The organism is Methylobacterium sp. 1030, from assembly GCF_040544715.1.
In the GTDB taxonomy this organism is placed as follows: domain Bacteria; phylum Pseudomonadota; class Alphaproteobacteria; order Rhizobiales; family Beijerinckiaceae; genus Methylobacterium.
Genome location: NZ_JBEPKM010000003.1, coordinates 206,221 through 226,122, shown reverse-complemented (window position 1 = coordinate 226,122; position 19,902 = coordinate 206,221). Strand labels below are relative to the sequence as shown.

The window sequence follows — 19,902 nt, the reverse complement described above, 5'->3', positions numbered from 1 at the left end:
CGGAAGCATGAGCGGAACAGCCAGCACCTACGTCCCGAAGAGCCGCGTGGCCAAATGGTTCGAGGCGCGCCTGCCCATTGCCGGGCTGGTGCACTCGTCCTTCATCGCCTACCCGGTTCCGCGGAACCTCAACTACTTCTGGACCTTCGGGGCGATCCTCGCCGCCTTCCTGGGAATCCAGATCGTCACCGGCATCTGGCTGGCGATGCACTACGAGCCCTCGGCGACAGGTGCCTTCACCTCGGTCGAGAAGATCATGCGCGACGTGAACTACGGCTGGCTGCTGCGCTACGCGCACGCCAACGGCGCCTCGATGTTCTTCGTCGCCGTCTACGTCCACATGTTCCGCGCCCTCTATTACGGGTCGTACAAGGCGCCGCGCGAGGTGCTCTACATCCTCGGCGTCGTCATCTACCTCCTGATGATGGCGACCGCCTTCCTCGGCTACACGCTGCCGTGGGGCCAGATGAGCTTCTGGGGCGCGACCGTCATCACCAACATCCTGGCGGCGATCCCGGTGGTCGGCGACACGATTCAGACCCTGCTGTGGGGCGGCTACTCGGTGGGCAACCCGACCGTGAACCGCTTCTTCTCGCTGCACTACCTGCTGCCGTGGATGATTGCCGGCGTTGTCGTGCTGCACGTCTGGGCCCTGCATGTCACCGGGCAGAACAACCCGGCCGGCATCCCGATCAAGTCGGGCAAGGACGCGGTGCCGTTCACGCCCTACGCGACGGTCAAGGACGTGTTCGCGACCTGCGTGTTCATGATCCTGTTCGCGTGGTTCCTGTTCTACCAGCCGAACTATCTCGGCCACGCCGACAACTACATCCAGGCGAACCCGGCGGTGACGCCCGCCCACATCGTGCCGGAATGGTACTTCCTGCCGTTCTACGCGATCCTGCGCGCGGTCCCGAGCAAGCTCGGCGGCGTCATCCTGATGTTCTCGGCGGTGATCATCCTGGCCTTCGCGCCGTGGCTCGACACGTCGCGGATCCGCTCGTGCAACTACCGGCCGATCTACCGCCAGTTCTTCTGGGTGTTCATCGGCGCGACCCTGCTCCTCGGCTGGCTCGGCTCGCAGCCCCCGGAGGGCGGCTACGTGCTCGCCGCCCAGGTCTGCACCGCCTACTACTTCGCCCACTTCCTGATCGTCATGCCGCTCTGCGGCCTGTTCGAGACGCCGAAGAAGTTGCCGGGCTCGATCCTCGAGAGCGTGACCGGACCGGGCAAGCAGGTGACCGGATCCGGCATGCCGGCGGGCGCCGCCGCCGCTCCGACCACCAAAGGCTGACGGGCTGACGACAGGACCATGATGATGACCCGCGTCCTCTCGACGACCGCCGCGGCCGCCCTGGCGGCCCTGCTGATCGGCGCCGTGCCGGTCTCCGCCCAGGAAGGGCATGGCGGGCCGATCCCGGCCCGCGTGAACTGGAGCTTCGCCGGCGTGTTCGGCCGCTTCGACACCGCGCAGCTGCAGCGCGGCTTCCAGGTCTACAAGGAGGTCTGCTCCGCCTGCCACTCGATGAAGCTGGTCTCCTTCCGCAACCTCGCGCAGGAGGGCGGGCCGCACTTCTCGGCCGGGCAGGTCAAGGCGCTGGCCGCGACCTACCAGGTGAAGGACGGGCCGAACGACGCCGGCGACATGTTCGAGCGGCCGGGCCGCCCGGCCGACACCTTCCCGCCGCCCTTCCCGAACGATCAGGCTGCGGCCGCGGCCAACGGCGGCAAGGCCCCGCCGGACTTCTCGGTCATCGCCAAGGCGCGGACCTTCTCCCGCGGCTCGCTCTACTTCCTGACCGACTGGTTGCCGCTCGTCGGCTACTCGGAACAAGGGCCGGACTACATCCACGCCCTGATCAACGGCTACCAGGATCCGCCGAAGGACTTCGCGCTGCCGGAGGGCGGCCACTACAACAAGTACTATCCGGGCCACATCATCGCGATGCCGCCGCCGATCACCGACGGGCAGGTCTCCTACCCGAAGAACGATCAGGGCCAGCCGGTCGTGCCCGAGACACTGGACCAGTACGGCAAGGACGTCTCGGCCTTCCTGATGTGGGCGGCCGAGCCGCACATGATGGACCGCAAGGCCCTGGGCTTCCGGGTGATCCTGTTCCTGATCATCCTGTCGGGCCTGCTCTACTACGTGAAGAAGAAGATCTGGGCGGATGTCGGCGGCGAGGTCCACGGCCTCCAGCCGGAGCTGCACAAGACCTACTGAGGCGGGCCGGATCGGTTCGCAGTTCGGATGGGCCTCCCTCGCGGAGGCCCATCTTTTTTTCGGCCGGCGCTCCATGCTACCGCTTGCCCGCCGCGACGGTCCGCCTCCCGAGACTGGCCGCCCCCTGCACCACCTCATCCTGAGGTGACCGCGTCAGCGGGCCTCGCAGAAGGGCTTCAGGGATCAGAGAGGCGTCCGGAGGTCTCCGTCGAGGCCTACGCATGGCTCCGGCACCCGAGGACGAGGTGCCGGGTGGGATAGGCCGCGCTGCCGAGGCGTCGCGCGTTGAGGGAGTCCGGCATGAGCGCCGCGGTACTGGGTGTCATGGGTGGGTCCGGCGTCTACGACCTGCCGGGTCTCGAGGACGTCCGCGAGGAGCGCGTGGCGTCGCCCTGGGGCGAGCCCTCGGACGCCCTGCGGATCGGGCGCATCGGCGACACCAAGGTCGTGTTCCTGGCGCGCCACGGGCGGGGGCACCGGCTGTCGCCGTCGGGCATCAACTACCGCGCCAATATCGACGCCCTGAAACGGGCCGGGGTCACCGACCTCGTCGCCCTCTCGGCCTGCGGCTCCTTCTGCGAGGACCTGCCGCCGGGCCTCTTCGTGCTCGTCGACCAGTTCGTCGACCGCACCCACGGCCGGGCCTCGTCGTTCTTCGGCGACGGCTGCGTCGCCCACGTCTCCCTCGCCCATCCGGTGGGCCCCGGCCTGCAGGCGCGGATCGCCCAGGCCGCTAAGGCCGAGGACATCGCGGTCCATCGCGGCGGCACGTACGTGTGCATGGAGGGGCCGCAATTCTCGTCGCTGGCCGAATCCCGCGCCTACAAGGCCCAGGGCTTCGACGTGATCGGCATGACCAACATGCCCGAGGCCAAGCTCGCCCGCGAGGCGGAGATCACCTACGCGACCATCGCGATGGTGACCGACTACGATTGCTGGCACCCGGGCCACGACGCCGTCGACGTCGCCGCGGTGATCGCCGTCGCCCGGGCCAACGCCGACAAGGCGGCGCGGCTCGTCGCCCGTCTCGCCCGCGATTTCCCGACCGAGCGGGAGCCGTGCCCGGCGGGTTCGCACCGGGCCCTGGACGGCGCGATCATGACGGCTCCCGCCGTCCGGGATCCGGCGCTGCTCGCCAAGCTCGACGCCGTCGCGGGGCGGGTTCTCAACGGCTAGCCGGCCGGCCTTTCCATTCGGCGACGAGTCCCTCTAGAAGGCGCGGGCGGCCCGGGCCGCCCCCGACGCGAAGTCCAGACCGAAATGCGCAGCGCCTCCATCAGCCGGAAGACCGCGGAGACCGATATCGCGGTCACCGTCAATCTCGACGGGACCGGGCGGTCGAAGATCGCCACCGGCATCGGCTTCCTCGACCATATGCTGGATCTGCTGGCGCGGCACGCCCTGTTCGACCTGGACGTGAAGGTCGACGGCGACCTGCACATCGACCAGCACCACTCGGCCGAGGATTGCGGCATCGCCCTGGGGCAGGCCTTCGCCAAGGCGCTCGGCGACAAGCGCGGGGTCACGCGCTACGCCGACATCCACCTGCCGATGGACGAGGCGCTGACCCGGGTCTGCGTCGACATCTCCGGCCGGCCCTTCCTGGTGTTCCGCACGACGTTCCGCGTGGAGAAGATCGGACAGTTCGACACCGAGCTGGTGCGCGAGTGGTTCCAGGCCTTCGCGATGAATGCCGGCCTGACGCTCCACGTAGAGACCCTCTACGGCGACAACGCCCACCACATCGCGGAGAGCTGCTACAAGGGGCTGGCCCGCGCCTTGCGGAAGGCCGTGGCGATCGATCCGCGGGAGGAGGGGCGCGTTCCCTCAACCAAGGGCTCCCTGTAGACCCGTTGTCGTCGGGCGCCCGGATCGGCCACACGGCCGTCGCGGCGCGCGCTGTCGGAGTTTCGCGATGCGGATGCGCAGCTACACGCTCCACCTGCCGGCCGATGCGCGGCCCGGCGAGACGGTCGGGCTCGACCGGGCTCTCCTGGTACGTGACGGCTTCTCCTGGCCGGCCTTCGCCTTCACGGTGCTGTGGTTCCTGTTCCACCGCCTCTGGCTCGCCGCCCTGCTCGTCCTCGTCGGCCTCGTGGCGCTGGCCGCTGCCGGCATCGCCCTCGGGCTCCCGGCCGGTGCCGGCCTGATCGTCACCCTGCTGGCCGCCTGGCTGATCGGCCTCGAGGCCTCCAGCCTGCGCCGCTGGACCCTGGCGCGGCGCGGCTGGCCGGCGCGCGACGCGGTGGTCGCCGCGACGCCCGAGGAGGCCGAGGCCCGGGCGCTGAACCGCTGGATCGAGGCGATCCCGAGCGCCCCCAGGGCCCCGTTCCCGAGCGGCCCCAGCCGGCGGGCCGAGCCGGTGATCGGGCTGTTCCCTGCCCAGGAAGGCGCCCGGTGAGTTACCGGGCGAGACGCGCATGACCACCGAGACCGTCGCGATCATCGATTACGGGTCGGGCAACCTCCACTCCGCCGCCAAGGCCTTCGAGCGCGCCGCCCGCGAGAGCGGGCGCGACGCGCGGATCTGCCTGACCTCGGACCCGGAGGTGGTGGCCGCGGCCGACCGCGTCGTGCTGCCCGGCGTCGGCGCCTTCGCGGATTGCCGCCGCGGGCTCGATGCCGTCCCCGGCATGGTCGAGGCGATGACGCGGGTCGCCCACGGGGCGGGCCGCCCGTTCCTCGGCATCTGCGTGGGGATGCAGCTCCTGGCGAGCCGCGGGCTCGAGTACACGACCACGCCGGGGCTCGGCTGGATTCCCGGCGACGTCGGTCCGATCCGGCCGTCGGATCCGGCCCTCAAGGTTCCCCACATGGGCTGGAACACCCTGCGGACCGAGCGCGACCACCCGCTGCTCGGCGGCATTCCCACCGGCGAGGACGGGCTGCACGCCTACTTCGTGCACAGCTACGCGCTGCAGGCGGAGCGTCCGGACGACGTCGTCGCGCGCGCCGAGTACGGCGGCCCGGTCACCGCCCTCGTCGCCCGCGGCAACGTCGCCGGCACGCAGTTCCACCCCGAGAAGAGCCAGCGGCTGGGCCTCGCGCTCATCGCCAACTTCCTGAACTGGCGCCCGTGAGCGCCGTTCGGCCCAGGCAAGAAGGACGGAAGCGCCCGTGATCCTGTACCCGGCGATCGACCTGAAAGAGGGGCGTTGCGTTCGCCTCATCCAGGGGGACATGGCGCAGGCCAAGGTCTTCGGCGACGATCCGGCCGCGCAGGCCGCGATCTTCGAGGCGCAGGGCTTCTCCTGGCTCCACGTCGTCGATCTCGACGGCGCCTTCGCGGGCGCCCCGCGGAACGCCGAGGCCGTCGACGCGATCCTCGCGCGGGTCACGATCCCGGTCCAGCTCGGCGGCGGGATCCGCGAGATGAAGACGCTGGAGGGATGGCTGAGCAAGGGCGTCGCCCGCGCGATCATCGGCACCGCGGCGGTGCGCGATCCCGGCTTCGTCCGGGAAGCGGCCCGCAAGTATCCCGGGAAGATCGCGGTCGGAATCGACGCCAAGGACGGCCGCGTCGCCGTCGAGGGCTGGGCCCAGACCTCCAGCATGACCGCGGAGGAGCTAGGGCGCCGATTCGAGGACGCGGGCGTCGCGGCGATCATCTACACCGACATCGCCCGCGACGGGATCCTGAAGGGCCTCAACGTCGAGATGACCCTGGCGCTCGCCCAGGCCGTGCGCATCCCGGTCATCGCCTCGGGCGGCCTCGCGTCGATCGACGACGTCCACCGGCTGCTGCAGCCCGACTGCGCCCTGATCGCGGGCGCGATCACCGGCCGGGCGCTCTACGACGGCCGCATCGATCCGGAGGCGGCCCTGGCGGCGATCGCTGCGGCGCGCGGCCCGACGGCGTGATATCCAGAGGCTCGCGACATGAGACGCCGCCCGTGCTGAAGACCCGCATCATCCCCTGCCTCGACGTGAAGGACGGGCGCGTCGTGAAGGGCGTGCGCTTCGAGGGCCTGCGCGACGCCGGCGACCCCGTCGAGGCCGCCAAGGTCTACGACGCGGCCGGCGCAGACGAGCTGTGCTTCCTCGACATCACCGCGAGCCGCGAGGCCCGAGGCACCCTGCTCGACATCGTCAGCCGGACCGCCGAGGCCTGCTTCATGCCGCTGACCGTCGGCGGCGGCGTGCGCACCGTCGAGGACGTGCGCGCGCTGCTGCTCGCCGGCGCCGACAAGGTCGCGATCAACACCGCCGCGGTGAAGGATCCCGACCTCGTGGCCCGGGCCGCCGAGAAGTTCGGCGCGCAGTGCATCGTGGTGGCGATCGACGCCAAGCGCGTCTCGCCCCCCGGCACGCCGGCCGCCTGGGAGATCTTCACCCATGGCGGCCGCGACCCGACCGGGATCGACGCCGTGGCCTTCGCGCGGCTGGTGGCCGAAAAGGGCGCCGGCGAGCTGCTCGTCACCTCCATGGACAAGGACGGGACGCGCTCCGGCTACGATCTCGCTTTGACGCGAGCGATCAGCGATGCCGTCACCGTGCCGGTGATCGCCTCGGGCGGCGTCGGCGGCCTCGACGACCTCGTGGCCGGCGTGGCCGAGGGCGGCGCCAGCGCCGTCCTGGCGGCCTCCATCTTCCATTTCGGGCAGGCGAGCGTCGCCGAGGCGAAGGCGCACATGGCGGCGGCCGGCCTCGCCATGCGCCTCGACGACCCGGCCTCTTCCGCGAGGGCGCCCCAGTGAGCAGCTACCTTCTGGCGAACGCCGACCTCCTCGATCCCGTGACCGGTCGCCAGACCGCCGGCGCGGTGCTGGTGAGGGACGGCCGCATCGCCGATATCGCCGCCGGCGCGGCGCCGGGCGCCCCGGCCGACGCGAAGCGCGTCGACTGCGCCGGCCGCGTGCTGACCCCCGGGCTGATCGACATGCGCGCCTTCGTGGGCGAGCCGGGGGCGGAGCACCGCGAGACCCTGGCCTCGGCGAGCGCCGCGGCGGCCGCGGGCGGCGTCACGACGCTCGTCTGCATGCCCGACACCAATCCGGTGATCGACGAGCCGGCCATCGTCGACTTCGTGCTCCGCCGCGCCCGCGACACGGCGAGCGTCAACGTCCTGCCGGCGGCCGCCATCACCAAGGGCTTGGCCGGCCGGGAGATGACCGAGTTCGGCCTGCTCAAGGAGGCCGGCGCGGTCGCGTTCACCGACGGGCTCAGGGCCGTGGCGAATGCCCAGGTTCTGCGCCGCGCCCTGACCTACGCCCGGGATTTCGACGCGCTGATCGTGCAGCACGTGGAGGAATCCGCCCTCGTCGCCGAGGGCGTCATGAACGAGGGCGAGCTCGCCTCGCGCCTCGGGCTCATGGGCATCCCCCGCGAGGCCGAGACCGTAATGCTGGAGCGCGACATCCGCCTCGTGCGGCTGACCGGCGCCCGCTACCACGCGGCGATGATCTCCTGCGCCGATTCGGTGGAGATCGTCCGCCGCGCCAAGCAGGACGGCCTGCCGGTGACCTGCGGCGTCTCGGTGAACAACCTCGTGCTCAACGAGAACGACATCGGCCATTACCGCACCTTCTGCCGGCTCTCGCCGCCCCTGCGCCACGAGACCGACCGTCAGGCGGTGGTGCGCGCCCTCGACGAGGGCGTGATCGACGTCGTCGTGTCCGACCACAACCCGCAGGACGTGGAGACCAAGCGCCTGCCCTTCGCCGAGGCGGCGGACGGGGCGCTGGGCATCGAGACGCTGCTCGGCGCCGCCATGCGCCTCGTCCACACCGGCGACCTCGCGCTGCCCAAGCTCGTCGCCGCGCTCACCGTGAATCCGGCGCGCATCCTCGGCCGCGAGGCCGGCCGGCTGGCGGTCGGCGCCCCCGCCGACCTCGTGCTGATCGATCCCGATCTCCCCTACGTCCTCGACAAGCGCCGGCTGAAGTCGCGCTCCAAGAACTCCCCCTTCGACGAGGCGCGACTTCAGGGCGCGGCGGTGCTGACGCTGGTCGGTGGCCGGATCGTCCACGCGGTCGACGACCTCGCGGCCGCCGCATGATGCCCCCCGATCTCGCGACCCCGGCCGCCCTCGGCGGCCTCGCCCTCGGCTACGCCCTGGGCTCGATCCCGTTCGGGCTGATCCTCACGAAGTTCGCCGGCCTCGGCGACGTGCGGGCGATCGGCTCCGGCAATATTGGCGCCACCAACGTGCTCCGCACCGGCCGCAAGGGCCTCGCCGCGGCGACGCTCCTGGGCGACGCCCTCAAGGGCACGGCGGCCGTCCTCATCGCCCGGCAGTTGGGCGAGGGCCCGGCGCTCGCGGCCGGGCTCGGCGCCTTCCTCGGCCACCTCTTCCCGGTCTGGCTAGGCTTCAAGGGCGGCAAGGGCGTCGCGACCCTCATCGGGGTGCTCCTCGCCTTCAGCCCGCCCGCCCTCGCGGCGTTCGCGGCGATCTGGCTCGGTCTCGCCTTCGCGCTCAAGTACTCGTCGCTGGCGGCGCTCGCCGCCTCCGCGGCCACACCCCTCGTCCTCTGGGCGCTGGGTGCCCCGACGCAGGCGTTGCTGTTCCTGCTCCTCGGCCTGCTGCTATGGTGGAAGCACGCGCCCAACATCCGCCGACTCGCGTCCGGCACCGAGGGGCGCATCGGCCAGAAGGGCTGAGTGCCGGCGCGCCGCGCCGACCTTCGGGCAGGTGTGGGGGTGGTGGATGCAGCTCACCGAGGCCCAGCGGCTCGACTGGCTGCGGCTGATCCGGACCGAGGGCGTCGGCCCCCGCACCTTCCGGAGGCTCGTGAACCGTTTCGGCGGCGCGGCTGCCGCACTCGACGCACTGCCGGAGCTCACCGGCCGCCAGGGGCGGCGGATCGTGCCACCAACCCGCGCTGAGGCCGAGGCCGAGCTGGCGGCCCTGACCCGCCTCGGCAGCCGGCTGATCGCCACCGGCGAGGCGGAATACCCGCGGCTCCTCACACAGGTCGACGCGGCGCCACCGCTTCTGGCCCTGCGCGGCGCACCGATCCTCAATCGGCCCGCCGCCGCCCTCGTCGGCTCGCGGAACGCATCGTCGGCGGGGCTCGCCTTCACGGAGCGGCTCGCCCGCGGGCTCGGCGAGGCAGGCCTCACGGTGATATCGGGCCTCGCCCGCGGCATCGACGCGCGCGCCCACAGGGCGAGCCTCCGGACCGGCACGATCGCCGTCATGGCCGGCGGCCAGGACCGGATCTACCCGGCGAGCCACGCGACCCTGGTCGAGGCCATCCTGGCGGAGGGCGGCGCGGTCCTCGCGGAGATGCCGATGGGCTGGGAGCCCCGGGGGCGGGACTTCCCGAGGCGCAACCGGATCATCTCCGGGCTGTCCTACGGGACGGTGGTGGTGGAGGCCGCGCGCCGCTCCGGCTCGCTGATCACGGCGCGCTACGCCCTGGAGCAGAACCGGGAGGTCTTCGCGGTTCCCGGCTCGCCGCTCGACCCGCGCGCCGAGGGCACCAACGACCTGATCCGCCAGGGCGCCACCCTGGTCTCCGAGGTGGACCACGTGCTGGAGGTGCTGGGACCGATCATCGAGCGCGGCCCGGACGCCGAGGCGGCCCCGGCGCGCGGGCGGCCGGACCTGGCCGAGCAGCCGGATTTCTGGGACGAGATCGCGCTCGACGCGGCTCTCGACCCGGGACCGGAGCGAGCCGACGGCGCGTCCGCCGACAATCCCGCGCGCGACGAGCCGCCCGAGGCCGAGGACGACCGGGCGCGGATCGTGGCCCTGCTCGGCCCGAGCCCGGTCGGCACCGATGAGCTGGCGCGGAGCGCCGGGGTCAGTGCCCGGACCGTGCAGAGCGTGCTGCTGGAACTGGAGCTCGACGGACGGATCGAGCGCCACGGCAGCGGCACCGTCTCGCTGGTCAGCCGCTGAGGGAGTCCTCTTCGGGATCGTCGTCCGCATCGGCGTCCGCGAGGTTGCGCATGACGTCGAGGCAGCCCTGGAGGATGTAGGCGGCGGCGAGCTTGTCCACGAGTTCGCCGCGCCGCGCCCGCGAGGCGTCGGCCTCGATCAGCGCGCGGGTGACCACGGCGGTCGAGAGGCGTTCGTCGAAGAAGACGTGGGGCAGGGGGAGGATCGGCGCGAGGTTGCGCATGAAGGCGCGGGTCGACTGCACCCGCGGCCCTTCGCTCCCGTCCATGTTGAGCGGCAGCCCGACGACGAGGCCGCCGACCGCGTGCTGCCGGCACAGGGCGGCGAGCCGCTGCGCGTCGGGGGTGAACTTCACCCTGCGGATCGTCTCCAGCGGCGTCGCGATCTGGCGGCCGAGATCCGACAGGGCGAGGCCGATCGTCTTGGTGCCGAGATCGATGCCGATCAGGCGGGCGCCGCCGCGAGACTCGGCCGCGAAGGCGCGAATCGCGTCGAAATTCATGGTTCCGCCCGCGCGGCGCGCGCCAGAAGGGCCTCGGTGACGCCCTCGAACCGGGCGGGGAGGGGCTCCGAGCCCGGTCCCAGGACCAGGGCCGCGGACGGCGCCGTGACCCGGGTGAAGAAGTCGTCGAGGCTCTCGCCGCCGAACCGCACCGTCTCCAGGTCAGGCGCCAGCAGCCAGACGTCGTACTCGCCGTCGGTCCCGGTGACGTCCCAGAACAGGAAGCTGCCGTCCTCGCCCGCGCCGAAGAAGCAGGCGCGCTCGACGACGCCGGCGTCGCCGCCATCGACGTCGAAGCGGTGCGGCTCCGCCCCGTCCTCCAGCATGGCGACCGCGGCGCCGACGCTGTGGGCGATGAGGGCCGCTTGGCTCACCAGATCGCAGGCCTCGAACGGTGCCGGCACGGCGACGCGGAACTGCCCGCCCGCGAGGCCAACGCCGCAGGTCCGGCAAAAGTCGCGGTAGGAGGCCGGCAGGGCGAAGCCCAGCGCTTCCGCCGCATGGTCGAGGGCCGCCTCATCCGGCACGAAGCCCGGCGCGAGCTCCTCGAAGACCGTCTCCCACATCGCTCCCGCTCCACCGTCCACAGACTTCGGTTCCTCCGCAGATCGCCCCCGGTGCGCGCGGAGCCGTTCGCGTCTAGGTAGGTTAATGTTCCGTTAAACCACGCTGTAGGGGTCCGCCTTGTCGACGAACGGCCAGCTCTCCTCTTCCGCTCCGTCCGGCCGCCGGCGGGCGATGCCGCGCAAGCACCGCTGGATGCTGCTCCTCGCCTTCGAGGTGCTGGTCGCGGGCTTCACCCAAGCCATGATCCAGCCGGTCCGGCAACCGGGAATCACCATCGAGATGTCGGTGACACCCCACCACGTCGTGACCTGATCCGCCCGTCCCCCGCCCGCGCCGAGCGCGCGGTCAGCCGGGTCCCGCGCGGCCGGCCGCCCTGCGGGCGGCGCGGCATAGCCCACCCGCGTTGCGGTGCGTCGAGCGCCGATGCTATAGCGCGACCGACTTCGGGAGAGCGCTCCCGGGCAGGGACGAACGGGACGGCATGTCGGTCGACGAGAAGACGGTTCGGCGCATCGCGCATCTGGCGCGGATCGCGGTCACCGACGACGAAGTCGGGCCCCTGCAGGGCGAGCTGAACGCCATCCTGTCCTTCGTCGAGCAGCTCGGCACGGTCGACGTCGCGGGCGTCGAACCGATGACCTCGGTGACGCCGATGGCGATGAAGAAGCGCGAGGACGTCGTCACGGAGGGCGGCCGCGCCGCCGACGTCGTCGCCAACGCACCCGAGACCGAGGACAATTACTTCCTGGTCCCGAAGGTGGTCGAGTAGGCCGAGGACGGCCCAAACCTTGCGGACCGGATTTCTGGCGGGCAGGCGCGCGGCGGCGCGCGCGGGGACGTGAACAGCGTGGATCCGAACGAACTTACCCTGGCCGAAGCGCGCGACGCCCTGAAGGCGAAGCGGATCTCGGCCCGCGAGCTGACCCAGGCCCATCTGGACGCCATGGCCAAGGCCCGCGTCCTGAACGCGTATATCCGGGAGACCCCGGACCGCGCCCTGGCGATGGCCGAGGCCTCGGACCAGAAGATCGCGTCCGGCGAGGCGCGGCCACTCGAGGGCATTCCCCTCGGCATCAAGGACCTGTTCTGCACGCACGGCGTGACGACTACGGCGGGCTCCAAGATCCTCGAGACCTTCGAGCCGCACTACGAATCGGCCGTGTCGGCCAATCTGTGGCGCGACGGCGCCGTGATGCTCGGCAAGCTGAACCTCGACGAGTTCGCCATGGGCTCGTCGAACGAGACCAGCGCCTACGGCAACGTGGTCTCGCCCTGGCGGCGCGCCGGATCGGACGCGCCGATCGTGCCCGGCGGCTCGTCGGGCGGCTCCGCCGCGGCGGTCGCCGCGCGCCTCTGCCTCGGCGCCACTGCGACCGATACCGGCGGCTCCATCCGGCAGCCCGCCGCCTTCACCGGCACGGTGGGGATCAAGCCGACCTACGGGCGCTGCTCGCGCTGGGGCACGGTGGCCTTCGCCTCCTCCCTCGACCAGGCCGGCCCGATCGCCCGGACGGTGCGCGACTGCGCCATCCTGCTCGGCTCCATGGCGGGCGCCGACGCCCGGGACACGACCTGCGCCGACCTCGCGGTGCCAGATTTCGAGGCCGCCGTGTCGCGCGGCGTGAAGGGCCTGACCATCGGCATCCCGAAGGAGTACCGGGTCGACGGGATGCCCGCGGAAATCCAGAAGCTCTGGGACGAGGGCGCGGCGTGGCTCAAGGCCGCCGGCGCGACGATCCGGGAGATCTCGCTGCCGCACACCGCCTACGCGCTGCCAGCCTACTACATCGTGGCCCCGGCCGAGGCCTCCTCGAACCTCGCGCGCTACGACGGCGTCCGCTACGGCCTGCGCGTGCCCGGCAAGGACATCGCCGGGATGTACGAGAACACCCGCGCCGCCGGCTTCGGCCGCGAGGTGAAGCGCCGGATCATGATCGGCACCTACGTGCTCTCGGCCGGATACTACGACGCCTACTACGTCCGCGCGCAGAAGATCCGCACGCTGATCAAGCGCGACTTCGAGGCCGCCTACGCGGCCGGGGTCGACGCGATCCTGACGCCGGCGACGCCGTCGGCCGCCTTCGGCATCGGCGAAAAGGCCTCGGCCGACCCGGTGGAGATGTACCTCAACGACGTGTTCACCGTGACGGTGAACATGGCCGGACTGCCGGGCATCGCCGTGCCGGCGGGGCTCGACGGCCAGGGCCTCCCGCTGGGCCTCCAGCTCATCGGCCGGCCCTTCGACGAGGAGACGCTGTTCGCGGTCGCGCAGGTGATCGAGGACGCGGCCGGTCGCACCGTCCTACCCGAGCCGTGGTGGTCATGACCGTCCCGTACTATCCCTGGACGGTCTGGATCTGGGCCGCGTTCGATCCGGCGCTGATCGTGGTGGCGGTCTATCTCGGCTGGACCGCCAGCCAGTTCGGCAAGGTCTTCATCGCGGCGATCGCGGCGCTCGGCTTCTCGGTGCTGTTCTCCTACGCGGTCAGCGCAGCGGGAATCCCGTGGCCGGCGCCGATCACCCGCGACGGCCCGACCTTCTTCCCGGTCCGCGCCGTCGCGGCCCTGCTCTGGGCCGTCGTGGGCTACGCCGCCCGGCAGGCGGTCGGACGCCGCGCTTGACCCTGCGGGCAGGGGCCTCCTAGAAAATCTCTCGCTCGACGCATGCGGCGCCTCCGCCGTCTCTGCGAGCGCAGCGAAGCGATCCGGCGGTGCAACGCCTGGAAGCCTCGCGCTTCCCTGGATCGCTTCGCTGCGCTCGCGAAGACGGCGACGCCTCGAACGCCAGCCGCCTTTCGGACCGACCATGAACGCACCCGTCGACCCCAAGAAGCTGATCAAGGGCGGCCTCCACGATTGGGAGGTGATCGTCGGCATGGAGATCCACGCCCAGGTGTCCAGCCGGGCGAAGCTGTTCTCCGGCGCCTCGACGGAGTTCGGGGCCGAGCCGAACGACCACGTCTCGCTGGTCGACGCCGCGATGCCCGGGATGCTGCCGGTGATCAACGCCGAGTGCGTCGCCCAGGCGGTGCGCACCGGCCTCGGCCTGAAGGCCAAGATCAACCTGCGCTCCGTGTTTGACCGGAAGAACTACTTCTATCCGGACCTGCCGCAGGGCTACCAGATCTCGCAGTACAAGGACCCGATCGTCGGCGAGGGCGAGGTCCTGGTGGATCTGGCCGACGGCGCCTCGATCACAGTGGGCATCGAGCGCCTGCACCTCGAGCAGGATGCGGGCAAGTCGCTGCACGACCAGGATCCGACCCGGAGCTTCGTCGACCTCAACCGGTCGGGCGTGGCGCTGATGGAGATCGTTTCCCGGCCCGACCTGCGATCGTCCGAGGAGGCGAAGGCCTACGTGACCAAGCTGCGCACGATCCTGCGCTACCTCGGCACCTGCGACGGCGACATGGAGAAGGGCTCGCTCCGCGCCGACGTGAACGTCTCGGTGCGCCGCCCCGGCGAGCCGCTGGGCACCCGCTGCGAGATCAAGAACGTCAACTCGATCCGCTTCATCGGGCAGGCGATCGAGACGGAGGCGCGGCGCCAGATCGCCATCCTCGAGGACGGCGGCAAGATCGACCAGGAGACGCGCCTATTCGACCCGACCAAGGGCGAGACGCGCTCGATGCGCTCGAAGGAAGAGGCGCACGACTACCGCTACTTCCCCGATCCGGACCTGCTGCCGCTGGAATTCGACCAGGCCTACGTCGACGCCCTGGCCGAGGGGCTGCCCGAGCTGCCGGACGCCAAGAAGGCGCGGTTCGTCTCGGCGTTCGGCCTCTCGCCCTACGATGCCGGCGTGCTGGTCGCCGAGCGCGCCTCCGCGGACTATTACGAGGCGGTGGCGAAGGGCCGGGACGGCAAGGCCGCGGCCAACTGGGTGATCAACGAGCTGTTCGGGCGCCTCAACAAGGAGGGGCTGTCCATCGACGCGACCCCGGTCTCGGCGGACCAGCTCGGCGCGATCATCGACCTGATCGGCGAGGGCGTCATCTCCGGCAAGATCGCCAAGGACCTGTTCGAGATCGTCTGGACCGAGGGCGGCGACCCGCGCGCCGTCGTCGAGAGCCGCGGCATGAAGCAGGTGACCGACACGGGCGCCATCGAGGCGGCGGTGGACCAGATCATCGCGGCGAATCCCGACAAGGTCGCCCAGGCCAAAGAGAAGCCGACCCTGCTCGGCTGGTTCGTCGGCCAGACCATGAAGGCCACCGGCGGCAAGGCGAACCCCGCGGCGGTGAACGCGCTGCTCAAGGCGAAGCTCGGGATCGAGTGAGCCTTCCGCGGCGAGCGGCCAGTCCGCGCCCGGCCTCGGGATGAGTGCTGGGATCGGATGGCCGTCGCTTCGACGTCGCCGGCTAGTCCCATGCTCGCCAAAGCCACGACGAGATCCCGCCGCGGCGATGCCGGGCAGGTGGGCCACGAACAGATCCTCGAAGAGAAACCGCGGCGGAACGGCTCGAAGTGGGGCCTTTCGCGCATTCGAAGGCGTGCCATGCGTGGCCGCTTCTGCGCCCCTGGAGCCGCGTCCGTCCGGCTGTTCGTGTTGTGCCGCTAGGTCTCGGGCCGAACCTGTCCCTGAACCGTCTAGGCGGCATTCCGCTGCGGTGGAGTCATCCCTGTCTCCTCCAGCTTCCGACGACCGACACCGCTGCGAAACCTGATCGCGTCGAGATTTCGTGCCGGTCCGTGCCCGCTCTGGCTAAGCACAGATGGAGACTGCGCCCGTCCTCCAAGTCGGTCAATAGCTATTTTCTCGGCAAAAGGCTTTTTCGATCCACTTGCCCCCGCCGCCGCACCGCAGCGCGTGAGAGCTCAATCACTTGGATCGATCCCGTGGCGCTGCGAAATATTGATTGGCCCGCAAGCTACTTGCCGGCGCCCATATTGTTCTCGACCAGAAAGCGGATGCCGCGGTCGAAGGACTCATCCGTGTCGCCGCGCAGGTCGACGCTGTAGGCCTTCTCGGGCGCGTCGCCGGTGAGGGACTTCACGTAGACATTGAGGTTGAGGATCAGGTTCGAGACTTTCTGCACCTCGCCGGTGATCGCGACATCCGCGCCGAGCTTGCGGGCGAAGTCATCCGCGCAGCCATTGCAGCGGCGCAGGTCGGCACTTCTGGTGACCACGTCCCGCATCGGCTCGGTCGAGACCACGACGAACAGGCCCTTCTTCTGGAGGAGGTCGCGCAGTTCGGCGCTGACCCGCTTCAGCCGCGCGGTGTCGGCGGCGTCACCCGGCACCGGCGATAGGTTCGAGAACTGGAAATCGAATACCGCGGCCCGCAGGGGCGCGGCCGCGGCCGGTCCCGCGGTCAGCAGGACGGTGGCGAGTGCGAGCAGTCGGTTCATCGTGATCTCCGGCGCGGATGCGTGTCCGGGAAACCGCGCCCCCGCCAACCGGGTCGCGTCCGCGCGGCGATTCAGCGCCGGTCGGCCTCCCGGGTGGGGCTGGCCGCCGGCTTTGCCAGGCCGGAGACGCGGTCGCGCAGGTCCATGAACCAGCTCGGTGCCGGGCCGCGGCCGCCGTTGACGAACACCGTCGCGGTCATGCCGGCGATGAGCGGGACGCCCGCCGGGACGCGGTCGATGCGGATGCGGACCGGCACCCGCTGGGCGAGGCGCACCCAGGTGTAGACGGGGTTGACGTCCGGCAGCCCCTGCGTGCTGGCGGCGGCGTTCGCCGTGGAGATGCCGAGCGTGATGCTGTGGACCGTGCCGGTCAGGTGCGGATCGAAGCCCATCAGCTTCACGTCGGCGGGGTCGCCGACGCGGATGTTGGACATCTTGGTCTCCTCGAAATAGCCGTCGATCCAGAAGGAGTCTGTGTCGACCACGTTGATGTTCGAGGTGCCGGTCCGGGCGTAGTCGCCGACCCGCATCAGCAGGTTGGTCACCCGTCCGTTGACGGTCGACCTCACCTGGGTGCGCTCCAGATTCACCTTGGCCTGCCGCAGCTGCGCCTGCGCGCTCTCCAGCGACGCCTCGGCGATCTTCGCGGCGCCTGCGAAGCGCTGCTTCTCCTCGATCGAGGTCGACACGGTCGAGAGCGCTTGGCGCCGGGCCGACTCGGCGTTCTTCACCTGCAGATCGGCCTCGCGATTCTTGACCTCGGCATCCGCCGAGGTGACGGCGACCTCGAAATCGACCGGGTCGATGACGTAGAGGACGTCGCCCTTGCGGACGTTCTGGTTGTCCTGGACCCGGACCTCGACGATCTGACCGGCGACCTGCGGGGCGATGTTGGCGACCTGGACCCGGACCGTGCCGTCGCGCGTCCAGGGCGCCGCCACGTAGAATTCCCACACGAAGGCTCCCGCCAGGATCGCCGCGAGCAGGATCACGCCGGTGGCCGCGAGGCGGAACACCTTGGCGGCCCGGCCCCGGCGCGGCACTGCGGGCAGCGGGTCGCTCCGCCCGGGCGCGCCGTCGCGGGCGGCGGACTTCGGATCGTCCTTGTCGGCGGTCGTGTCGGGCATCAGATGAACGCGATCAGGAGAGCGAGGACACAGACGTAGAGGCCGGCTTCGGCGAGCGGGGCGTTGGCGACGTAGCGGCTGAAGCGGATGCGGGCGAAGACGAGGCGAAGGACGACCAGGATCACGAACGCGGCGAGCGCGTAAGCGACGAAGGCCGTGACCAGCACCCCGCCGACATGGATGTCCTCGTGCATGGTTACCCCGGAAGAAGCGGCAATGAGAATAGCGCGATGTCGAGGCGTTGGAGGAATCGCCTGTGGCGGGCGATGGTTCGCGACGCGGTGACGAGGTCGCTGGCGGCACGGGCCGTCGTGAGCCGCACCGCCCGGTCCTGGCTGGAGGCAGCGCGGATCAGGTCGCGCGCCGCCATCTCGAGCCCGCGATCGTCGCCTGCCGCGAGGGCGTCCCGCGCCCGCGGGATCGCGCCGCGCAGGGCTCCGACCGACCAGAGGCGGCGCAGTTCCGCGTGGGCCCGGGCGGCGGCGGCCTCCAGGCGGGCGAGGGCGAAGGCGTGGTGCAGGTTCGCTTGCCGCACCGCCGCGCTCCCCGAGCTGTAGGCGGCGAACTGGAACAGCCGGTCGGCATTCAGGCTCGTGCGGGTGGTGGCGTCGCCGCCCTGGCCGACGAGGGCGTCGGCGAGCGCCCGCCGCGCCGAACCGAGGGCGAAGACCCGCTGCTGGGCCGGCGAGATCGGCAGGATGAGGCGGACGATGATCGACAGGATCACGGCCGCCACGACGACGAGGAACGCGTTCAGCAGGAAGCTCAGGGCGTCGTAAGTCTGCGGGTTCGAGGGCCCCAGCAGGACGGGGAAGAACACGATCAGGATGAAGCCGACCCCGAAGGTCTTCGGGTTCAGCGAGAGGAAGCAGCCCAGAAAGGTCACGGGCGCCATCACGAGCGCCAGCATCGGGAAGCCCTGGACGCCGTTGAGGAGCGCGAACCGTGCGATGCCCGCCAGGGCGGCGGCCAGCGTCATGCCGACGACGACGCCGTTCGCGAACTTCTTCGGGTCCGGCGTCATCGACGACAGTGCCGCGGTGGCGGCCACCTGGACCAGTGCGAACGAGGCCTGGGGCAGGCCGAGCGCCGCGAAGGTGGCGGCGGTGACCGCGAAACTCAGGGCCACCCGCAGGGCGCCGCGGAGGGCGACGGGGAAGTCGCGGTGGGTCGGCAGTTCGGCGTCGCGCAGGGGCCTGTGGCCGTCGGCCACGGCGCGGATGCCGTCCTGCGCGAAGGTCGCGGCGCAGACGAAGTCGAGGGCGCGCTGGAGCACAACGACCTCGTCGAGGGGACGGGTCGCGTCGCGGATGGCCGCGTCGACCAGGTCGCGCAGGCGCTCGTCGTCGCGGTCCAGGGCGTCGGGATCGGGCGCGTCGGCCACCCGCCGGCAGATCGCCATCGCCTCCGCGACGGCCGGGCTCGGATCGCGCAGGGACGCGGCCGCGGCCCCGAGGCCGCGGATCGACGCCGCCATCACGTAGAGCGCGGCGATGCAGCTGCGCGCGCCGGCCGCGCGGTACCGGCCGTCGTCCAGCTCGCCCGCGATGGCGCTGGCATCGGCCCGCATCGGCGCGATGGCGCGGATCAGCGCGGCGGTGCGCGGGGCGCCGAGATCCCCCGACGCCAGAGTCTCGCGGGCGTAGCCGCGCGTCTGGTCCCAGGCCGCGCGCAGCTGCGGCAGCAGCGCCCGCCACGTGCTCGGCGAGGCGAGGGCGTCGTTGATGAAGGTGATCACGACGATGCCGAGCACGATCGCGGCGACGCGGGACACGGCGGCGTCGAAGGTCCCCTGCGGATCGTCGATCTGGCCGAGCGCGATGATCGCCACAGTGTAGCCGGACAGCATCGCGCCGTAGGCCCGCGTGTCCTGCAGAAACTGGGCGACGAAGACGCAGAGGCCGAGCCAGACGGTGAAGCTGAGGAGCAGCAGCACCCGGTCCTGGCCGAAGAGCGCCATGAAGACGAGCGCCACCGCCGCGCCGACGAGCGTGCCGAGCAGGCGGTAGACCGCCTTCGAGATCGCCTGCCCCCGCTTGGGCTGGGCGAGGATCGCCACGCAGGTGGCGGCGGACGAGGCGCTGTCGAGCTGGAGCCAGAATGCGGCGGCCAGCGCCAGCATCATGGCGATCCAGATCCGCAGCGCGAAGGCCCAGGCGGCCGGCTTCGGCACCCAGGCATCGAGGAACGCCAGGACGCGGTCGCCGAGCGGTTCGGGGCGGCGATCTGCGACGGAGCCGGCGGGGGCCTCAGCCATGCCGGACCCCGCGCGGCGCGCTGTC

22 protein-coding genes are annotated in these 19,902 nt (G+C 71.2%); 16 read left to right on the top strand and 6 right to left on the bottom strand.

Translation table 11 applies throughout. From position 1 onward, the window contains the following. The first annotated feature begins 7 nt into the window (after positions 1-7). The 11 genes from ABIC30_RS05610 (at position 8) to dprA (ending at position 10,070) form a co-directional block, all read left to right on the top strand. Positions 8-1,294, top strand: a complete 1,287-nt coding sequence (locus ABIC30_RS05610; RefSeq protein WP_020091775.1) for a cytochrome b — start codon at positions 8-10, stop codon at positions 1,292-1,294. Positions 1,295-1,312: 18 nt separating this feature from the next. Beyond that, the gene (locus ABIC30_RS05605; RefSeq protein ID WP_020091776.1) at positions 1,313-2,224 is read left to right on the top strand and encodes a cytochrome c1; all 912 of its coding nucleotides are present in this window, start codon (positions 1,313-1,315) and stop codon (positions 2,222-2,224) included. A 300-nt stretch (positions 2,225-2,524) separates the two neighbouring features. Continuing rightward, the gene (locus tag ABIC30_RS05600) at positions 2,525-3,400 is read left to right on the top strand and encodes an S-methyl-5'-thioadenosine phosphorylase (RefSeq protein ID WP_331326451.1); all 876 of its coding nucleotides are present in this window, start codon (positions 2,525-2,527) and stop codon (positions 3,398-3,400) included. An 84-nt stretch (positions 3,401-3,484) separates the two neighbouring features. Further along, positions 3,485-4,072 carry an imidazoleglycerol-phosphate dehydratase HisB gene (gene hisB / locus ABIC30_RS05595; RefSeq protein ID WP_020091778.1) on the top strand — a complete coding sequence of 196 codons (588 nt, stop codon included), beginning with the start codon at positions 3,485-3,487 and terminating at the stop codon, positions 4,070-4,072. A 73-nt stretch (positions 4,073-4,145) separates the two neighbouring features. Further along, entirely contained in the window at positions 4,146-4,625 is a 480-nt protein-coding gene (locus tag ABIC30_RS05590) for a DUF2628 domain-containing protein (protein WP_419511807.1), read from the top strand. Positions 4,626-4,644: 19 nt separating this feature from the next. Continuing rightward, positions 4,645-5,304, top strand: coding sequence for an imidazole glycerol phosphate synthase subunit HisH (hisH, locus tag ABIC30_RS05585; protein WP_056521252.1), 660 nt, complete (start codon positions 4,645-4,647; stop codon positions 5,302-5,304). A gap of 37 nt (positions 5,305-5,341) precedes the next feature. After that, a complete protein-coding gene (gene hisA / locus ABIC30_RS05580) occupies positions 5,342-6,085 on the top strand; it encodes a 1-(5-phosphoribosyl)-5-[(5-phosphoribosylamino)methylideneamino]imidazole-4-carboxamide isomerase (protein ID WP_020091781.1) in 744 nt (247 codons plus the stop codon). Positions 6,086-6,117: 32 nt separating this feature from the next. Continuing rightward, on the top strand, positions 6,118-6,921 hold the full coding sequence (gene hisF, locus ABIC30_RS05575; RefSeq protein ID WP_091678406.1) for an imidazole glycerol phosphate synthase subunit HisF: 804 nt from the start codon (positions 6,118-6,120) through the stop codon (positions 6,919-6,921). Continuing rightward, complete coding sequence (locus ABIC30_RS05570) at positions 6,918-8,222, top strand: dihydroorotase (protein WP_091978066.1); 1,305 nt, start codon at positions 6,918-6,920, stop codon at positions 8,220-8,222. The genes hisF and ABIC30_RS05570 overlap by 4 nt, the downstream gene beginning before the upstream one ends. Beyond that, entirely contained in the window at positions 8,222-8,824 is a 603-nt protein-coding gene (plsY, locus tag ABIC30_RS05565) for a glycerol-3-phosphate 1-O-acyltransferase PlsY (RefSeq protein ID WP_331326601.1), read from the top strand. Before ABIC30_RS05570 ends, plsY begins: the two co-directional genes overlap by 1 nt. A 46-nt stretch (positions 8,825-8,870) precedes the next feature. Further along, complete coding sequence (gene dprA, locus ABIC30_RS05560) at positions 8,871-10,070, top strand: DNA-processing protein DprA (RefSeq protein ID WP_354454345.1); 1,200 nt, start codon at positions 8,871-8,873, stop codon at positions 10,068-10,070. On the opposite strand, the gene ruvX is transcribed toward dprA, so the two are convergent. Both ruvX and ABIC30_RS05550 read right to left on the bottom strand, forming a co-directional pair. Further along, the gene (gene ruvX / locus ABIC30_RS05555; RefSeq protein WP_020091786.1) at positions 10,060-10,572 is read right to left on the bottom strand and encodes a Holliday junction resolvase RuvX; all 513 of its coding nucleotides are present in this window, start codon (positions 10,570-10,572) and stop codon (positions 10,060-10,062) included. The genes dprA and ruvX overlap by 11 nt on opposite strands. Continuing rightward, positions 10,569-11,138 carry an SMI1/KNR4 family protein gene (locus tag ABIC30_RS05550; RefSeq protein ID WP_331326448.1) on the bottom strand — a complete coding sequence of 190 codons (570 nt, stop codon included), beginning with the start codon at positions 11,136-11,138 and terminating at the stop codon, positions 10,569-10,571. Before ABIC30_RS05550 ends, ruvX begins: the two co-directional genes overlap by 4 nt. Before the next feature lie 172 nt (positions 11,139-11,310). Here ABIC30_RS05550 and ABIC30_RS05545 point away from each other — a divergent pair, with 172 nt between their 5' ends. The 5 genes from ABIC30_RS05545 (at position 11,311) to gatB (ending at position 15,418) form a co-directional block, all read left to right on the top strand. Beyond that, positions 11,311-11,451 carry a hypothetical protein gene (locus tag ABIC30_RS05545; RefSeq protein WP_012317484.1) on the top strand — a complete coding sequence of 47 codons (141 nt, stop codon included), beginning with the start codon at positions 11,311-11,313 and terminating at the stop codon, positions 11,449-11,451. Between the two features lie 169 nt (positions 11,452-11,620). Next, positions 11,621-11,908 (top strand): Asp-tRNA(Asn)/Glu-tRNA(Gln) amidotransferase subunit GatC, encoded by a 288-nt coding sequence (gene gatC / locus ABIC30_RS05540; RefSeq protein ID WP_020091789.1) that lies wholly within the window; start codon positions 11,621-11,623, stop codon positions 11,906-11,908. A gap of 78 nt (positions 11,909-11,986) precedes the next feature. Continuing rightward, a complete protein-coding gene (gene gatA, locus ABIC30_RS05535; RefSeq protein ID WP_020091790.1) occupies positions 11,987-13,465 on the top strand; it encodes an Asp-tRNA(Asn)/Glu-tRNA(Gln) amidotransferase subunit GatA in 1,479 nt (492 codons plus the stop codon). Continuing rightward, positions 13,462-13,761: a hypothetical protein gene (locus ABIC30_RS05530; protein ID WP_331326600.1), complete on the top strand. Its 300-nt coding sequence runs from the start codon at positions 13,462-13,464 to the stop codon at positions 13,759-13,761. The genes gatA and ABIC30_RS05530 overlap by 4 nt, the downstream gene beginning before the upstream one ends. Positions 13,762-13,945: 184 nt before the next feature. Next, positions 13,946-15,418, top strand: a complete 1,473-nt coding sequence (gene gatB / locus ABIC30_RS05525) for an Asp-tRNA(Asn)/Glu-tRNA(Gln) amidotransferase subunit GatB (protein ID WP_091978070.1) — start codon at positions 13,946-13,948, stop codon at positions 15,416-15,418. Positions 15,419-16,010: 592 nt separating this feature from the next. On the opposite strand, the gene ABIC30_RS05520 is transcribed toward gatB, so the two are convergent. From ABIC30_RS05520 to ABIC30_RS05505, 4 genes are all read right to left on the bottom strand, one after another. Beyond that, on the bottom strand, positions 16,011-16,493 hold the full coding sequence (locus ABIC30_RS05520) for a DUF3280 domain-containing protein (protein ID WP_331326447.1): 483 nt from the start codon (positions 16,491-16,493) through the stop codon (positions 16,011-16,013). A gap of 71 nt (positions 16,494-16,564) precedes the next feature. Then, the gene (locus ABIC30_RS05515) at positions 16,565-17,620 is read right to left on the bottom strand and encodes an efflux RND transporter periplasmic adaptor subunit (protein WP_354454341.1); all 1,056 of its coding nucleotides are present in this window, start codon (positions 17,618-17,620) and stop codon (positions 16,565-16,567) included. Then, positions 17,620-17,814 carry a DUF1656 domain-containing protein gene (locus tag ABIC30_RS05510; protein ID WP_020091795.1) on the bottom strand — a complete coding sequence of 65 codons (195 nt, stop codon included), beginning with the start codon at positions 17,812-17,814 and terminating at the stop codon, positions 17,620-17,622. The genes ABIC30_RS05515 and ABIC30_RS05510 overlap by 1 nt, the downstream gene beginning before the upstream one ends. A gap of 2 nt (positions 17,815-17,816) precedes the next feature. After that, positions 17,817-19,877 (bottom strand): FUSC family protein, encoded by a 2,061-nt coding sequence (locus ABIC30_RS05505; protein ID WP_331326446.1) that lies wholly within the window; start codon positions 19,875-19,877, stop codon positions 17,817-17,819. Positions 19,878-19,902: the final 25 nt, after the last annotated feature.

Bases quoted from the DNA above. Each gene is read 5' to 3' on its own strand.
- ABIC30_RS05590 (WP_419511807.1), top strand. From the start codon at position 4,146: ATGCGCAGCTACACGCTCCACCTGCCGGCCGATGCGCGGCCCGGCGAG.
- ABIC30_RS05550 (WP_331326448.1), bottom strand. From the start codon at position 11,138: ATGTGGGAGACGGTCTTCGAGGAGCTCGCGCCGGGCTTCGTGCCGGAT.
- ABIC30_RS05520 (WP_331326447.1), bottom strand. From the start codon at position 16,493: ATGAACCGACTGCTCGCACTCGCCACCGTCCTGCTGACCGCGGGACCG.
- plsY (WP_331326601.1), top strand. From the start codon at position 8,222: ATGCCCCCCGATCTCGCGACCCCGGCCGCCCTCGGCGGCCTCGCCCTC.
- gatC (WP_020091789.1), top strand. From the start codon at position 11,621: ATGTCGGTCGACGAGAAGACGGTTCGGCGCATCGCGCATCTGGCGCGG.
- hisH (WP_056521252.1), top strand. From the start codon at position 4,645: ATGACCACCGAGACCGTCGCGATCATCGATTACGGGTCGGGCAACCTC.
- gatB (WP_091978070.1), top strand. From the start codon at position 13,946: ATGAACGCACCCGTCGACCCCAAGAAGCTGATCAAGGGCGGCCTCCAC.
- ABIC30_RS05530 (WP_331326600.1), top strand. From the start codon at position 13,462: ATGACCGTCCCGTACTATCCCTGGACGGTCTGGATCTGGGCCGCGTTC.
- ruvX (WP_020091786.1), bottom strand. From the start codon at position 10,572: ATGAATTTCGACGCGATTCGCGCCTTCGCGGCCGAGTCTCGCGGCGGC.
- ABIC30_RS05515 (WP_354454341.1), bottom strand. From the start codon at position 17,620: ATGCCCGACACGACCGCCGACAAGGACGATCCGAAGTCCGCCGCCCGC.
- ABIC30_RS05600 (WP_331326451.1), top strand. From the start codon at position 2,525: ATGAGCGCCGCGGTACTGGGTGTCATGGGTGGGTCCGGCGTCTACGAC.
- ABIC30_RS05510 (WP_020091795.1), bottom strand. From the start codon at position 17,814: ATGCACGAGGACATCCATGTCGGCGGGGTGCTGGTCACGGCCTTCGTC.
- hisB (WP_020091778.1), top strand. From the start codon at position 3,485: ATGCGCAGCGCCTCCATCAGCCGGAAGACCGCGGAGACCGATATCGCG.
- ABIC30_RS05545 (WP_012317484.1), top strand. From the start codon at position 11,311: ATGCCGCGCAAGCACCGCTGGATGCTGCTCCTCGCCTTCGAGGTGCTG.
- ABIC30_RS05605 (WP_020091776.1), top strand. From the start codon at position 1,313: ATGATGATGACCCGCGTCCTCTCGACGACCGCCGCGGCCGCCCTGGCG.
- ABIC30_RS05610 (WP_020091775.1), top strand. From the start codon at position 8: ATGAGCGGAACAGCCAGCACCTACGTCCCGAAGAGCCGCGTGGCCAAA.
- ABIC30_RS05505 (WP_331326446.1), bottom strand. From the start codon at position 19,877: ATGGCTGAGGCCCCCGCCGGCTCCGTCGCAGATCGCCGCCCCGAACCG.
- dprA (WP_354454345.1), top strand. From the start codon at position 8,871: ATGCAGCTCACCGAGGCCCAGCGGCTCGACTGGCTGCGGCTGATCCGG.